Source organism: Blautia sp. AM47-4, from assembly GCF_003479865.1.
Classification (GTDB): Bacteria; Bacillota; Clostridia; order Lachnospirales; family Lachnospiraceae; genus Fusicatenibacter; species Fusicatenibacter saccharivorans.
Window position 1 is genome coordinate 26523 of record NZ_QUHY01000014.1, and the last position, 14525, is coordinate 41047.

The window sequence follows — 14525 nt, forward strand, 5'->3', positions numbered from 1 at the left end:
CCTCTGTTTTCAGACTTCTCCAAGCGTCACATCAAACGTCATCTCCGCGTATCCTTCGGCGCCTTTCCGCATCGCCGTCACGGTAACCACTTCTCCTGCGCTGTGTTTTCCCAGCTGCTCATGGTACTGTTTGATCGTTTCCACCTTCTGTTCCCCGAGCTTTACAATCACATCATACTCTTTCATGCCCGCCATCATCGCCGGCGAATCGTCTGTGACGCTGCTGATCAGAACGCCTTTTGGAATCCCTGTTTTGTCGGAAAGCTCTTCTGTGACATCCTGCCCGCGGATGCCGATATAAGCGCGGCTCACATTGTTGGAGAGATTTTCAATCAGCTTTTTGATCTGCGAAATTGCAATGCCCGTCACCACGTTGTTTCCCTTGGCACTGTAGCTCTGCGCGATAATACCGACGATTTCGCCGTCCAGATTTACCAGAATACCGCTGCCGTCCGTACTGCCGAGGATGTCAGTTGTCAGCAGATTGTACTCATTGTCCAGCGCTGAGATCTTATTCGTAACCGAAGTCACCACGCCGTACGCAATCGAATCACTGTAGCCAACCGGGCTTCCGACGGCCACAACCGGATCACCCTGGCTTACGAGATACGAACTGCCAAGCGGCGCAATTTCAAGGCCGTCCCGTGTTTCCTCATCCAGCTTCGACTTGTCCACCTTCACAATCGTAAAACCGGTGCTCGGATCATGGCGCTGGTATGTGGCATCTACCATCGTCTCATCCCAGAACGTAACCTGAATCCGCTCCACATTTTCCACAATGCGGTATTCCGTCAGGATGAAAAGATCCTGTCCGTTGTCTGCAACGATCAGTCCGGAAATCTGCTGCTGGTTTTCATAGTTCTGGTTAAAATAGTCCATCTGATTGGTAATGCCGATGACGGTCACCAGCGCTCGTTTTGGTTTTTCCGTTACTTCCAGCATATCCTGGTAGAGCACTTCATAATTTCTGAGACTGTTGTCCTTTGCCTCCGCATCCGTTTCACCATCGACTGTGGAGCCTCACTGCTCTCCTCCCCCGTCTCCGTTCCCTCTGCCGCTTCGTTTCCATCCGTGCTCTCGGAAATCGTGCTTTCTGCGACACTTTCATCCAAAACACTGCCATCCGCTGTGGAACTGCTGATTTCCGAGCCGGAACCACTGCTGTCCACCGGCGCATTCTCCGAAGATGCTGTCATCGTCTCATCCATCTCCTGTCCGCTGTTCGGATCCTCGTCGCCCGGAATATCCACTTTGGCCGGCGGCTCCTCTTTTGTAATTGCACCGGCAATCTTTGGCTCTGTCACAGCAAAGACCGCGGCCGCAACCAGACCGCCAAGTGCTGCAAGAACCAGCCATCCGGCAATCAGCAATACGATCTTTTTCCAGTCAGGCGGCTGCTTTTTGATGCTCTCTTTCATGAATTTGTAAGGTTTTGGGTCATTTTCCATACATTTCTTTCTCCATACATCTGTATTCCATACCGAACTGCTCTGCGCATATGCGCTTCCGCAATCTTCACATATATAAAAAACTTTACCAGATAGATATGAACATTTTATGAAGACTGTTACATTTTTTTCTCATTTGCGCAACATCCTGCATTTTCTCGTTCTTGGGGTTTCTTTCTTTTCTTTTTTAAGGTATAATTGGGGGAGTGGAAAAACCTGTGACCCACATTCCACTTCCGGTCTGTACTTCCCGTGCAGATATATGATCAGATCGCTACTGTTCACTCAGCAGTGAAACACTTGCTGTTTCGCTGCGTAAGAAAGTGATTCAGGTGTGAGCAGCCCTCCTTTTGCGAAGCAAAACTTTAAATGAGGGCTGCGAATGTTACAGTTCGCAGGGTACCTGTGAACTGTAACATCAGATCCGTGCGGTATTGCATCAAAAATACCGCGTTATCTGTAGACAATGACTGAATTATGAATTACGAAAAGGTAAGTATTATGAATCAGAAAGCATTAAAAACGCTCGAATACGATAAAATTATCGAACAACTGGCTTCGTATGCCAGTTCTCCGCTGGGCCGGAAGAAATGTCTGGAGCTCGTTCCTTCTTCTTCCCTCTCCCAGATTACGCGGATGCAGCACGAGACACACGACGCGCTCACCCGGCTCTTTAAAAAAGGCCACATTTCCTTTGGTGATGCCAAAGATATCCGCGGCGCATTAAAGCGTCTCGAAATCGGCAGTTCCATGAACATCACGGAGCTTCTGCAGACCGCCGCACTTCTGGAAAACACGGCACGCGTCAAAGCGTACGGCCGCCGCGAAAATGCAGACCAGACGCCGGACAGCCTCGAAGATCTCTTCGAAACACTGGAGCCTCTGACGCTGCTTTCCACAGAAATCCGCCGCTGTATTCTCTCCGAGGATGAAATCAGCGATGATGCAAGCCCGAATCTACGCCGCATCCGTCGTTCCATCAAATCGTGTGAGGAAAAAATCCACAGCCAGTTAATCTCACTCGTCAACGGTTCCTACCGCACGTATCTGCAGGATGCCGTCATCACGATGCGCGACGGCCGCTACTGTATCCCGATCAAATCCGAGTACAAAGGCCAGGTTCCTGGCATGGTACATGACCAGTCCTCGACCGGTTCCACCTTCTTTGTCGAGCCGATGGCCGTTGTCAAACTGAACAACGATATCCGTGAGCTGGAAATTGAAGAAGCAAAAGAAATCGAGGTCATCCTCTCTACGTTGAGTGCCCAGGCAGACCTGCACCGCGATGAGATCCGTTACGACCTCGAAAACATGGTAGAGCTTGACTTCATCTTCGCGCGCGCCGCTCTTGCAATGGAGCAGAACGCCAATGAGCCGATCTTCAACACCGAAGGTAAAATCCACCTGCGCAAGGCACGCCACCCGCTGATCAATGCGAAAAAAGTCGTTCCGATTGATCTGTCGCTCGGCGAAGATTTCGACCTTCTGATCGTCACCGGACCGAATACCGGCGGTAAAACGGTTTCCTTAAAGACGGTCGGACTCTTAACACTGATGGGCCAGTCCGGACTTCACATTCCGGCACTCGACCGCTCCTCCCTTTCCGTTTTCGACGAGGTTTACGCCGATATCGGTGATGAGCAGAGCATCGAGCAGTCGTTGAGTACCTTCTCCTCCCACATGACGAATGTGGTTTCCTTCCTCGACAAGGCAGACCGCAATTCCCTCGTCCTGTTCGATGAGCTCGGCGCCGGTACCGACCCGACAGAGGGCGCGGCGCTTGCCATCGCGATCCTCTCTACGCTCCACGAGCGCGGCATCCGCACCATGGCAACGACACACTACAGTGAACTGAAAATCTATGCCTTATCCACACCGGGCGTGGAGAATGCCTGCTGTGAATTCGATGTCGAGACTTTAAGCCCGACATACCGCCTGCTCGTCGGCGTTCCTGGAAAGAGTAATGCGTTTGCGATTTCCAGCAAACTCGGCCTGCCGGACTACATCATCAACAAGGCAAAAGACGAAATCAGCGAGCAGGATGAATCGTTTGAGGACGTTCTGACCACTCTCGAGCAGAACCGGATCACGCTGGAACGCGAAAAAGAAGAGCTTGCCCGCACCCGCGCGGAAGTCGAATCCCTGAAGCAGAGCCTTGCCAAGAATCAGGAACAGATCGACGCAAGAAAAGAAAAGATGATCTCCAATGCAACCGAGGAGGCACAGAGAATTCTCCGCGAGGCGAAGGAATACGCCGACCAGACGATGCGCGATTTTCAGAAATTTGGAAAAGAGAATGTTTCCGTCCGCGAAATGGAGCAGAAACGTACCGCTCTGCGTGAAAAGATGAACAAGCTCGATAAGAAAAAGGCGAAGGAAGTGCCGAAGCGCACCGGAAATCTCCGCCCGCAGGATCTTCATCTCGGTGATGCCGTCAAAGTCTTAAGCATGAATCTCAAAGGTACTGTCAGCACCCGCCCGGATTCGAAGGGAAATCTCTTCGTCCAGATGGGTATCATGCGGACCAAAGTGCATATCTCCGACCTTGTGCTGATCGACGAGGCTGTCATCACCGGCCCGTCCATCTCCCGCACAAGCAGCGGAAAATCGAAGCTTTCCAAGGCTGCCACGATTTCTACCGAGATCAATCTGCTCGGAAAAACGGTGGATGAAGCGGTTGCCGAACTTGACAAATATCTCGATGACGCTTATCTCTCCCATCTGCCGAGTGTCCGCGTTGTCCACGGAAAAGGAACGGGCGCACTGCGGAAAGGCATTCACAATTATCTGCGCCGCCAGAAACACGTAGCGGACTTCCATTTAGCGGAATTCGGCGAGGGCGATGCCGGCGTTACGATTGTTACGTTTAAGAAATAAAAACTCAGTAAAATATGGGACGGAACGCATACTGTATGCGGTTCCGTCCTGTCCCCAGTGAAGGAGAATCTTTTATGGCTTCCAAACAGAAAATTCTGATCGTCGATGACGATAACAATATCGCAGAACTGATTTCTCTCTATCTGACCAAGGAATGCTATGACACAAAAATTGTAAACGATGGAGAAGAGGCTGTCCGGGAGTTTCACTCCTTCCAGCCGAACCTGATTCTGCTCGACCTGATGCTGCCCGGCATGGACGGCTACCAGGTCTGCCGCGAAATCCGGCACGATTCCGATGTTCCGATCATCATGCTCTCGGCAAAGGGCGAGGTGTTCGACAAAGTCCTCGGCCTGGAGCTCGGCGCGGATGACTACATCATCAAACCATTTGATTCCAAGGAGCTCGTTGCCCGTGTGAAAGCAGTGCTGCGGAGATTTCAGCCATCACGCACGATCCCGGTATCCGCGACCGCAGGAAAATGTGTCGAATACCCGGATCTTATCATCAACCAGACGAACTATTCCGTCATTTACCAGGGTCGCACCGTCGATATGCCGCCGAAGGAACTGGAGCTTCTCTACTTCCTTGCTTCCTCACCAAACCAGGTCTTTACGCGAGAACAGCTCCTCGACCATATCTGGGGCTATGAGTACATCGGCGATACCCGCACGGTAGACGTTCATATCAAACGTCTCCGCGAAAAAATCAAGGACCATGCCTCCTGGGCTATCACGACGGTCTGGGGCATCGGTTACAAGTTTGAGGTTAAAAAATAATGCGACGCACGCTTTACCGGAAATTAATTCTCATTTATGTCATTCTCGCCATTGCCGGCTTTACGCTGATCTCAACGGTCGGCTCCCGCATGGTGGAGGACAGTCTGGTCTCCAGCGCGAGCACCAGTCTGTACCGGGAGGCCACGCAGATCGCTTCCAAACAGGGCGACCTTTATTACCACAGTGAGCGTTCCCTGACGGATCTTTACAATTCGCTCAGTGCACTGGCTTCCTATCACAATTCCCAGATCTGGCTCATCAGCGCAGACGGGGAAATTCTGCTGAACACGGCAGCTGCACTCGATGAGGAAAACCCGGAGATCATCGACGGTTTTGATCCAGTTGCGCTCGGCAGCGAGTATTACAGCACGGGAACGTTTTTCGGCTATTTCGAAGACAAGATGCTGAGCGTCATGGTTCCCGTCACCTCCGATTTCCGGATCAATGGCTATGTCGCCATCCACCTTCCGCTGCAGGACGTCTATCAGCAGAGGGAAAGTCTGCTGGCACGGATTGATTTTCTGTTCCTGCTCGTGTTCGGACTCTCGTTTGTGATTCTGATCTTTTTCTCCCTCGTCGTGTACCGGCCGCTGAAAAAGATCATCAACGGTGCAAAGGAGTATGCCTCCGGCAACCTGACCCACAAAATTGATGTTAAATCTCACGATGAGATGGGGTATCTCGCTTCCACGCTGAACTACATGTCCGGCGAGCTGAACAAGACCGGCGAATACCAGCGGAAATTTGTGGCGAACGTCTCTCACGACTTCCGCTCACCGCTGACCTCGATCAAAGGCTATGTGGAGGCAATCCTCGACGGAACGATTCCGCCGGAAATGCAGGAAAAATATCTGAAAATCGTTCTGTTTGAGACAGAACGGCTGCACAAGCTGACGCAGAGCCTGCTGACGCTGAACGACATCGACGATAAAGGGAATATGCTCGATCTGACCTCGTTTGACATCAACGCCGTCATCAAGGATACCGCCGCTTCGTTTGAGGGAACCTGCACGAAAAAGCGGATTTCCATTTCACTGATCCTCGCATCGCGTACTTTGTATGTCTGCGCCGATATGGGAAAAATCCAGCAGGTGCTGTACAATCTCATTGATAATGCAATCAAATTCAGCAACAACGATTCCACCATCACAGTTGAGACAACGGAGAAGCACGGCAAAGTCTTCGTCTCCGTCAAGGACACCGGCTGCGGCATTCCAAAGGCAAGCATCACGAAAATCTGGGAGCGCTTCTACAAGCTCGACGCCTCCCGCGGCAAGGACCGCAAAGGAACGGGACTTGGGCTTTCGATCGTCAAAGAGATCATCACTGCGCATAACCAGAATATCAATGTCATCAGTACAGAGGGCGTTGGTACCGAATTTATCTTTACACTCGCCAAAGGCGAAGCACCAAAATAAGCCCCTCCGCCGAGGGGCTTTTTTGCCAGACATATCAAACTAACTCTGGAGGTAATTTTCACTATGAACCCAAACACCATTGATTCCATCATCAAACAGCTCATTGCATCCCACACCACCATTTCCACCATGGAAAGCTGCACTTCCGGCCTGATCGCTCCCTGATCACCGACACCGAAGGCGCCTCCGCCATTTTCCCCGGCGGCTACGTCACGTATCTGAACGAAACCAAAGTCCTCGTCGGCGTCGACCCTTCCGTCATCGAAATCCACGGCGTCTACTCCCCCGAATGCGCCGAAGCCATGGCCCGCACAGTACAAGAAAATCTGCACACCGCCATCGCCATCGGAATCACCGGCACAACCGGAAATCTCGACCCCAACAACGCTGACAGCGTACAGGGCGTTGTCTACTTCTGTATTTTATACAAAACCCAAGCCCACACCTTCACCTTCCAGACCAACGTCTCCGGCATGACCCGCCACGAAATCAAACAGCTTTACGCCGAGCAGGTCTTCGCCGAATTGGAAATGATCTTAACTTCTTCCTTATAAAAAGAATGCAGTTCCGTCTACGATCACCAGAGTCCCGTCCGTCTACCTCCACTCATGCGTCCGCAAATGCCCCGCGAGCTGCATATGGTCAAAGTTATTCTGCCGCAGTGCTCGTACAGTACGATCGCCACGGAATTTGAAAGGTTCAGCGAACGAATATCATTAATCATCGGAATCCGCACCGCCGTCTCCTGATTATTGTACAGAATATCCTCTGGAATCCCCGCGCTTTCCTTTCCGAACATGATAAAGCAGTCCTCTTCATACTGCACATCCACATACGTCTGCGGCCCCTTCGTCGTCGCATAGTAAATCTTCGCCCCCGGATTTCTCTCCAGAAAATCCTCGTAACTCTCATACACCGTCACATCCAGCTTCGGCCAGTAATCCAGCCCCGCGCGTTTCACCGCCTTGTCCGAAATATCAAACCCCAGCGGCTTAATCAGATGCAGCCTTGTCCCCGTCGCCACACACGTCCGTCCGATATTACCTGTATTTGCTGGAATCTCCGGCTCATGAAGAACAATATTCAAATGTGCCATTTTACCAATCACTCCTGTCGTATATTTAAGCCTTATCTGCCAACCCGGTACATCTCATCCATCTGCGGCTTATCCAGATACCGGACCTCTTCCCCGTTCCGGAGAATCCTCTCCTTTCCGGATGTCGTCCGCCCAATCACCGCCGATGGAATCCCTTCGAGTGCCATTTTCTGCACCAGCCCCTCGCCGTCCGCCGCTGCAATCAGCAGCGCCCCCGTCCGAAAGCATCTGATACGGATTCACCCCGAAAAACTCACAGATCTCCACCGTCTCCTGCTGGATCGGAATCCTCTTCAGCGCCACATCAAGCCCGATACCCGCGCCGTCCGCCATCTCCCAGAGCGCCCCGAAAATCCCGCCCTCCGAGAGATCCTGCATCGCAGCCACACCGTGCTCGATCGCAATCTCCGCCTCATGGCAGACAGAGTAATCCTCCGAAAAATCCGCCGCCCCATGGATAAATCCCGGAGAAAATCTCGTCAGAAGCTCATCCCTTCTTGTCTTTGCCAGATAAGACACCGCGCCAAGCGCAATCCCCTTCGTCACGACAAGATCCAAATCCGCTGTCACACACGACGGATCAAACAGCCCCGCACGCGTTGTCCCGCCTGCCGCCGTCACGGTAAGCACCGGATACAAAACCCCGTCCGTCACCTCCGTATGCCCGCCGATCACCGCAGTTCCATACCGCACACACGCACCGTCAACCGCCCGCATCAGCTCCTTTAAATCCTTTTCTTCCATCGCCTCCGGCAGCATCAGCGACACCAGCACTCCTTTTGCCGATGCCCCCGCCGCGGCCACACTGTTGCACACCCGGCAGACCGCGAGCACCGCGTCCTCCGGATCCTTCACCAGCACCGGCGCACACGAAAACACCTGCGTCTCCTTTTCTCCTGCAAGTGCCGATACCCCGCGTCCGACCGCCGACCCTGCTGCGTCCTCTCTTTTCTGCCCCAGCATCTTAAACACCGAGCGCACCAGCACGCTCTGCTGTAATTTACCCTTTCGCATCCCTTGTCCTCCTCGAACTTCCTGTTTCAAACGAAAAAGCAGACGGAATCCGTACTCCTTTTCCCTCTGCTTTCCCATTTTTCACGGAAAATGTTACAGTTCACTGGTTCCCAGCGAATTTTAACCAGAAAACGCCTAGTCCTCATCGTCCTCCGTTTTCTCTGTATCGCTGCTGTCGTCCGTCTTTTCCGTACCATCCGAATCCGAATCATCGCTGCTGTCTTCCTTCTTCTCCGAAGAACTCGATGACGAACTGCTCTGGCTGTATTTCGCTGCAACTTCCTTTGCTTTTGCAAGATCATTTGCCGCAATCGCCGCCTGCATTTCCGCACGCGCCGCTGCATTGTCCGTCTTTGTTCCCACGGTATAGACATCCGATGTCATGCGGTAAGTGCTGGAATTCACCTGCTCCTTCGTCTCATTTCCATTGTCATTCACAATCTTCCACAGCCGCGCCGTCGAACCCTGATAGCCGTACGATGTCTGTTCAATTGTTCCAAACGATGCATTCGCATCTTCCGTCAGGCTCGACGTCGGATCCTCCGTGCTTGTCGTCTCACTCTCATAGCGGACCGTGCGGTTCGGATCTCTCGTCTCATGGCCGTAGATGGCAAAATGCAGGGTGCTTCCGTCCGCGCTCGCCTCAATATAAATCGGCGCATCCGTATTGTTGATGAATTTCAGGTCTTTCAATCCCTCTGCAATCGCCGCATCCATCGACGGATCCACATAGTGGACAATCATGGAATGGCTGTACCGCTCCGTCACCTCAAGCTCTGCTTTTAAGACAGCAACATAGAGCGTTGTGGAAACCTGGCAGATACCGCCGCCGTACGAATCGACGACCTTGCCCATCTCATACGATGCTGCCAGTGCATAACCATTTTCCGCATCAAACGGCACAACGACCGCCTCTACGGAAAATTCCTCGCCCGGCTGTACCAGCGTTCCGTTAATCTTCTCTGCGCCGACTGCGACATTCTGTTTTCTGCCGCTCGTACCGTTGCCATACTCCGTCATACCCTCGCCGAGCAGATCTTTGACAAGTGCAAGCTGCTCCGGATTGCCGCCTGCCGGTGTTTCTTCTGTTACCAGTTCTACGCCGCCGATGCCGCCCCGCCAGCTTGTCGTCAGGTAATTGACAACCTTCGCCGTGGACTCATCCACGTTGACGCTGCATCCGGTCTGGCCCGGATTGACGATAAATTCGCCGTTTTCGCGGGTCAGCGTTGCATCTGTTGCCTCGCGGTTCAGCACGGCTGTGTTGTTTTCTACCGCCTGGCGCGCTGCCTCGCCATCGACTGTATATTTCAGGGAAAACGTCACCGTCTCTCCATTTTTGAGCCGGTTCTGTGTCAGGAACCGCTTCAGTACATTGCCTTCCTGCCCGATTGTGACGGCTTCTCTTGCCACCTCCGGGTTGGCACAGGAAAGTCCGAGATCCCCTGCTGTCACCTGTGCATTCTGCTCTCCGGCAGACAGGTTGATAACCGAGGGTTTTAACTGTTCAATTTTGTCGTTTACTGCCTGTGTGATCTGCTCTTCGGTCATACCGCCGACGGAAATGTCTTCTACATAGATTCCGTCCAGCGCTGTCCGGCCATCCGCTTTGACTGGTTCTGCCAGAAAGCAGAATGCGAATGCGATAAGCATCACCAGCAGGCCTCTCATTTTTCTGCTGTTTTTCATACTGTGCCTCTTCTTGATCCGTTTCCCATTTCACTCTGTCTTTTACAGAATCTCTTTACACCAGCCATAAAAGTGCTGGAAGAACCATACCAAGCACCATAACCACTGCAAGAATCAATGCCAGTATCTTTGCTGCATTTCTCTTCTTTGCCAGCGGATCTTTCTTCTTTTTCTGTGTCTCTGTCGGGGCTTTTCGATTGACTTTATTACTCATCGTTCCATCCTTTCTTTTTCTCTTCTATTTTTTCTCAGTTCTCTGTCGTTTTTCCATTCTTCCATGTGCCAGAATAATCTGATCGATCATGCGGGATGCACGGCTTTTTGTGAGCGCTCCCCACTCCGGTTCGAGATCCAGCTCATGGTACCGGATCAGATCCGCCAGATATTTTTTCTGTGCCTCCGTCGCCGGAACCTCACGTTTCATTTTGGCCTTCAGAGGCGCTGCGGCAAACCATTCCGGGTGATCTTCCGAAAATCCTTCTTCCAGTTTTCGGAACAGTGCCAGCGTTTCCAGCACATCGTCCATTGCACGGTGTGCGTGTTCCCGCGGGATCTGATAGTAGCCGCAGAGTGCTTCAAGGCTTCTGCTCTCCAGATCCGGGAGGGCTTTCCGTGCAATTTTCAACGTATCCCACGCTTCTTTTTCAAAGTCCAGACGGGCATTTATCGCTGCCTGCTTGATGAAGCTGTAATCGAACAGAATATTGTGCCCCAGAAGCGGCAGGCCGCCGCAGAAATCCAGAAAGCCGCGGACAGCAGTCTCCACATCGGGCGCATTCGCAATCATCTCATCCCGGATTCCGGTGAGTTCCGTGATCCGCTCCGGCACTTTTCTGCCCGGATTGACGAAAGTCTCATACGATGCCGTGACCTCTCCGCCCTGCACTTTTACTGCACCGATCTCCAGAATCTGGTCTTCCTTTACAGAAAGACCCGTTGTCTCAAGATCGAGCACTACAAAATCTTGTATTTTCATCTTTTATTACCTTTTCTAGTATCTCATGTTCTTTTGAAATGTCAAGCGTAAAAAAGCTCACTGCAGTCGATCATCTCCGCATTTCCCGTCAGCGGATCGCGCTTCTGATAATCAAACAGGAGTACCGTACGCGCCTTTTCCCCGTTTCCGAGCACATCGTAATCAAAAACTTCCACATGCGTCATGCGCTGCAGCTGCTTCCAATCGTATGTCGTATACGATGGCAGAAGCATTCTCGTTTCGGCTTCTTTCTGATAAAAGTCACGCGACTCGTTTTTCCATTCGGACGGATCTTTTGCAAAGCGCGGCCGTGTCTTCATATTTTCACGCGCATACAGATCAAGCACCATCATCTGACGGAAGAATGCTTCGTCCTGCTGTTTTTCGTCCCGTAAAAACTCGAGCAGAATTTCATACCGCTGGATCCGGTTATGCGCCGCCTCACTGTAGCCCTTCGCCCGGTAGAAATCACCGAGTTCCTGGAAGAAGTCGAACGGGTTCTCATGCAACCGCTCGATCATCGGCAGCGTGTGGACAAACTGACCGCTGTTGTAATAGACTTCTACCATCTCTTCCACGTCTTTCAGTTTCAGCACATCATCATACGGCAGCCATTTCGTATAAAGCACCTCATACGGCTCCCGTTCCTGATAATGGCAGTCATATTCTTTCGTATGCTCATACATAAAGGAGCCTCGAAGCACTTTTAAAAATCCGAGCTGCAGCTGCTGCGGCCGGAGCGCATAGACATCCGCAAAAGAACGGCGGAAACTTGCATAGTCCTCGTAGGGAAGTCCCGCAATCAGGTCCAGATGCTGGTGGATGTTTCTTCCTTTCGCAATCCGATTGACAATCTCTGTCACTTTTCCAAAATCCATCTTCCGGTGAATTGCTTCGATCGTCTGCAGATTCGTAGACTGCACGCCGATCTCGAGCTGTACGAGTCCCGGCCGCAGCGTATTTAAAAGTTCCAGCTCTTCTTCCGTAATCAGATCGGCAGCAATTTCAAAATGGAAATTTGTCACACCATTATCGTGTTCCGCGATGAATTTCCAGATCGCCATTGCGTGATCTTTTTTGCAGTTGAAGGTACGATCTACAAATTTAACCTGCGGTACCTTCTGCTCCAAAAAGAAGGCAAGCTCCTTTTTTACGAGATCGAGATTTCGGAACCGGAGCCTTTTATCAATGGAAGAAAGGCAGTAGCTGCACGAGAACGGACAGCCACGGCTCGACTCATAATAAATGATGCGGTTCTCAAATTTTTTCAGGTTTGCATAGGGAAAATCCACCTCGGACAGATCCATAACCGGACGCCACGGGTTGCTTTTGACTGCACCGTCTGCATCACGGTATGTAATGCCATGGATCTCCTCCAGCGTTTTCCCCTCCATCCCATTCTCCTGGTTCTGATAATAAACTGCTATTTCCCGGAAAGTCACTTCTCCCTCGCCTTTCATAATTCCGGCAAGGAACGGATACTGCTCCAGCATCTCCTCTGCATGGTACGAAACCTCCGGCCCGCCAAGCCAGATCTTTGTTTTCGGACTGATTTTATGATATTCTGTAATCAGATCCTCTACGATTGATATATTCCAGATGTAGCAGGAAACGCAGACAACGTCTGCACGCGCCAGAAACAGGCTTCGCAGCATGGAATCCTTTGACTGATTGATCGTAAATTCGCGGATCTCCGGGAACACGCCGGCTTTCTCCGCGCTTGCCTGCAGCGTATAAACTGCGAGATTGGAATGAATATATTTTGCGTTGACCGCAGTCAGAATAATTTTCATAATCTTTCTAATACTTCTCCTTGGTTCCTCTTTGCATATCTTTTATACTACCACATTCTCGAACGAAAATACACCGCCATTCCTCCAAAAGCACAATTTTTTCGCGATTTTCGATAAAACAGTTGCAATTTTCGCGAATCCATGTTATATTAACAGAGGTTTCCAACAGGAAATCAAAATGCCCAGATAGCTCAGTTGGTAGAGCAGAGGACTGAAAATCCTCGTGTCGCTGGTTCGATTCCGGCTCTGGGCATTTTTTGCTGCACAAAAGCAGGATTCACATTTTTTGCCACAGCAAAATCCGGCAGAATCTCCTGTCTCCTATCGCAAAAAAACTCTGCACCGCATCCCCGGAAATTCCCGGATGGATACGGTACAGAGTTTTTTTCGTCGCATAACTGCCCAAGAAAACATTTCGTTTTTACAGATTTTTGATTACCTCCCATGCTTCATCATCAAATTTTCTATCTCTGAAATAGTACTGTTTATCTTCTTCGGTAATCTTCCGAATGACTTTACACGGATTTCCTGCTGCAATCGACCAGTCCGGAATGTCCTTTGTTACAACACTTCCGCCGCCGATAACAACGTTATCTCCGATATGTACACCTGGTAAAATAACGGTATTTCCGCCAATCCAGACATTATCTCCGATGGTAACTTCAATGCCGTATTCATACGCACTGTTTCTTGCCGCCGGATGCACCGGATGACCTGCAGTATAGATGGCAACGTTCGGCGCCATCTGGCAGTTGTCTCCGATTTTTACCTTTGCCACATCGAGAATGGTGCAGTTATAATTTGCAAAGAAATTTTTTCCAACCTCAATATGAAAGCCATAGTCACAGTAAAATGGCGGATTGACAAATGCACCCTCGGATTTTCCAAACAGTTCTTTTACAATGGCTGCGATTCCGTCAAAATCCGAACGGTCGATGGTGTTCAGTTTCTGCGTCAGTCTTCTCGCATTCATCTGCTGCTCCATGACCTCTGCATCGGAAATGTACGGTAACTGTCTGTCTCTTCTCTCTACGTTTTTCATTATTCTGTATCCTCCCTGGTAATATTATTCACCCACTGATATTTTTTATAGTGTCTGTATACGGCAGGAAGCTTAATCATTTCATCCAGATTCAGCAGGAAATAAACGACCATGACCGTTGTTCCGATCGTAATCGCCGCATAAAAGAGATTCAGGACAAAAGAAATCTGTGTGGCAAGCGAAACTGCAGACAGGGAATTCTGGTCCAGCGTACCGACCATTAACGCATCGGACGCACTTACCAGTGCATTCATCAGATTCTGTACAACCATCGGGATCAGCAGTGCAAGAAGTTTCCGGTAGAATTCTGGATCTTTTTTCTTGATTTCCCTCTGATTTTTCATTTCTTTTTCCTTTTTTCTGTTTTATTCCATACACGTATATGTTATAATC

The 14525-nt window shown here is 50.8% G+C and carries 14 protein-coding genes, 1 tRNA gene and 1 pseudogene; 6 read left to right on the forward strand and 10 right to left on the reverse strand.

What is annotated here, in order from left to right:
- Window positions 1–9 precede the first annotated feature (9 nt).
- On the reverse strand, window positions 10–942 hold the full coding sequence (locus DW965_RS10570; RefSeq protein WP_147398785.1) for a S1C family serine protease: 933 nt from the start codon (window positions 940–942) through the stop codon (window positions 10–12).
- A complete protein-coding gene (locus DW965_RS10575; RefSeq protein ID WP_119198374.1) occupies window positions 930–1448 on the reverse strand; it encodes a hypothetical protein in 519 nt (172 codons plus the stop codon). The genes DW965_RS10570 and DW965_RS10575 overlap by 13 nt, the downstream gene beginning before the upstream one ends.
- Before the next feature lie 501 nt (window positions 1449–1949).
- Between DW965_RS10575 and DW965_RS10580 the strand changes: the two genes are divergently transcribed.
- From DW965_RS10580 to DW965_RS10595, 5 genes are all read left to right on the forward strand, one after another.
- The gene (locus tag DW965_RS10580) at window positions 1950–4325 is read left to right on the forward strand and encodes an endonuclease MutS2 (RefSeq protein ID WP_055220632.1); all 2376 of its coding nucleotides are present in this window, start codon (window positions 1950–1952) and stop codon (window positions 4323–4325) included.
- A 74-nt stretch (window positions 4326–4399) separates the two neighbouring features.
- Window positions 4400–5104 carry a response regulator transcription factor gene (locus tag DW965_RS10585; RefSeq protein ID WP_022461607.1) on the forward strand — a complete coding sequence of 235 codons (705 nt, stop codon included), beginning with the start codon at window positions 4400–4402 and terminating at the stop codon, window positions 5102–5104.
- Window positions 5104–6522, forward strand: coding sequence for a sensor histidine kinase (locus DW965_RS10590; protein ID WP_022461606.1), 1419 nt, complete (start codon window positions 5104–5106; stop codon window positions 6520–6522). The genes DW965_RS10585 and DW965_RS10590 overlap by 1 nt, the downstream gene beginning before the upstream one ends.
- Window positions 6523–6585: 63 nt before the next feature.
- Window positions 6586–6687 carry a CinA family protein gene (locus tag DW965_RS20000; RefSeq protein ID WP_243036606.1) on the forward strand — a complete coding sequence of 34 codons (102 nt, stop codon included), beginning with the start codon at window positions 6586–6588 and terminating at the stop codon, window positions 6685–6687.
- Window positions 6688–6740: 53 nt separating this feature from the next.
- Window positions 6741–7076 (forward strand): CinA family protein, encoded by a 336-nt coding sequence (locus DW965_RS10595; protein WP_243036617.1) that lies wholly within the window; start codon window positions 6741–6743, stop codon window positions 7074–7076.
- 42 nt (window positions 7077–7118) lie between these two features.
- Here DW965_RS10595 and trmL read toward each other — a convergent pair.
- The 6 genes and pseudogenes from trmL to DW965_RS10620 all read right to left on the reverse strand — a co-directional run bounded on the left by trmL (window position 7119) and on the right by DW965_RS10620 (window position 13090).
- Window positions 7119–7618, reverse strand: a pseudogene (gene trmL, locus DW965_RS10600) (tRNA (uridine(34)/cytosine(34)/5-carboxymethylaminomethyluridine(34)-2'-O)-methyltransferase TrmL).
- A 69-nt stretch (window positions 7619–7687) separates the two neighbouring features.
- Window positions 7688–8632, reverse strand: coding sequence for an AIR synthase related protein (locus DW965_RS10605; protein WP_158582835.1), 945 nt, complete (start codon window positions 8630–8632; stop codon window positions 7688–7690).
- A gap of 135 nt (window positions 8633–8767) precedes the next feature.
- Entirely contained in the window at window positions 8768–10321 is a 1554-nt protein-coding gene (locus DW965_RS10610) for a VanW family protein (protein ID WP_119198376.1), read from the reverse strand.
- 55 nt (window positions 10322–10376) lie between these two features.
- Window positions 10377–10535 carry a hypothetical protein gene (locus DW965_RS19135; RefSeq protein ID WP_158582837.1) on the reverse strand — a complete coding sequence of 53 codons (159 nt, stop codon included), beginning with the start codon at window positions 10533–10535 and terminating at the stop codon, window positions 10377–10379.
- 24 nt (window positions 10536–10559) lie between these two features.
- Window positions 10560–11297, reverse strand: coding sequence for a 3'-5' exonuclease (locus tag DW965_RS10615; protein WP_055220616.1), 738 nt, complete (start codon window positions 11295–11297; stop codon window positions 10560–10562).
- A 41-nt stretch (window positions 11298–11338) separates the two neighbouring features.
- Window positions 11339–13090, reverse strand: coding sequence for a B12-binding domain-containing radical SAM protein (locus tag DW965_RS10620; RefSeq protein ID WP_119198377.1), 1752 nt, complete (start codon window positions 13088–13090; stop codon window positions 11339–11341).
- A 180-nt stretch (window positions 13091–13270) separates the two neighbouring features.
- Here DW965_RS10620 and DW965_RS10625 point away from each other — a divergent pair.
- Window positions 13271–13343: transfer RNA gene (locus tag DW965_RS10625), tRNA-Phe, on the forward strand.
- A 168-nt stretch (window positions 13344–13511) separates the two neighbouring features.
- Here the strand turns inward: DW965_RS10625 and DW965_RS10630 are convergent.
- A complete protein-coding gene (locus DW965_RS10630; RefSeq protein WP_022462409.1) occupies window positions 13512–14132 on the reverse strand; it encodes a sugar O-acetyltransferase in 621 nt (206 codons plus the stop codon).
- A complete protein-coding gene (locus DW965_RS10635; RefSeq protein ID WP_117509327.1) occupies window positions 14132–14476 on the reverse strand; it encodes an MATE family efflux transporter in 345 nt (114 codons plus the stop codon). Before DW965_RS10635 ends, DW965_RS10630 begins: the two co-directional genes overlap by 1 nt.
- Between the last annotated feature and the right edge of the window lie 49 nt (window positions 14477–14525).

Coding starts and splice junctions, on each gene's coding strand:
- DW965_RS10570 (WP_147398785.1), bottom strand. CDS start 942: ATGCTGGAAGTAACGGAAAAACCAAAACGAGCGCTGGTGACCGTCATC.
- DW965_RS10575 (WP_119198374.1), bottom strand. CDS start 1,448: ATGGAAAATGACCCAAAACCTTACAAATTCATGAAAGAGAGCATCAAA.
- DW965_RS10580 (WP_055220632.1), top strand. CDS start 1,950: ATGAATCAGAAAGCATTAAAAACGCTCGAATACGATAAAATTATCGAA.
- DW965_RS10585 (WP_022461607.1), top strand. CDS start 4,400: ATGGCTTCCAAACAGAAAATTCTGATCGTCGATGACGATAACAATATC.
- DW965_RS10590 (WP_022461606.1), top strand. CDS start 5,104: ATGCGACGCACGCTTTACCGGAAATTAATTCTCATTTATGTCATTCTC.
- DW965_RS20000 (WP_243036606.1), top strand. CDS start 6,586: ATGAACCCAAACACCATTGATTCCATCATCAAACAGCTCATTGCATCC.
- DW965_RS10605 (WP_158582835.1), bottom strand. CDS start 8,632: ATGCGAAAGGGTAAATTACAGCAGAGCGTGCTGGTGCGCTCGGTGTTT.
- DW965_RS10610 (WP_119198376.1), bottom strand. CDS start 10,321: ATGAAAAACAGCAGAAAAATGAGAGGCCTGCTGGTGATGCTTATCGCA.
- DW965_RS19135 (WP_158582837.1), bottom strand. CDS start 10,535: ATGAGTAATAAAGTCAATCGAAAAGCCCCGACAGAGACACAGAAAAAG.
- DW965_RS10615 (WP_055220616.1), bottom strand. CDS start 11,297: ATGAAAATACAAGATTTTGTAGTGCTCGATCTTGAGACAACGGGTCTT.
- DW965_RS10620 (WP_119198377.1), bottom strand. CDS start 13,090: ATGAAAATTATTCTGACTGCGGTCAACGCAAAATATATTCATTCCAAT.
- DW965_RS10630 (WP_022462409.1), bottom strand. CDS start 14,132: ATGAAAAACGTAGAGAGAAGAGACAGACAGTTACCGTACATTTCCGAT.
- DW965_RS10635 (WP_117509327.1), bottom strand. CDS start 14,476: ATGAAAAATCAGAGGGAAATCAAGAAAAAAGATCCAGAATTCTACCGG.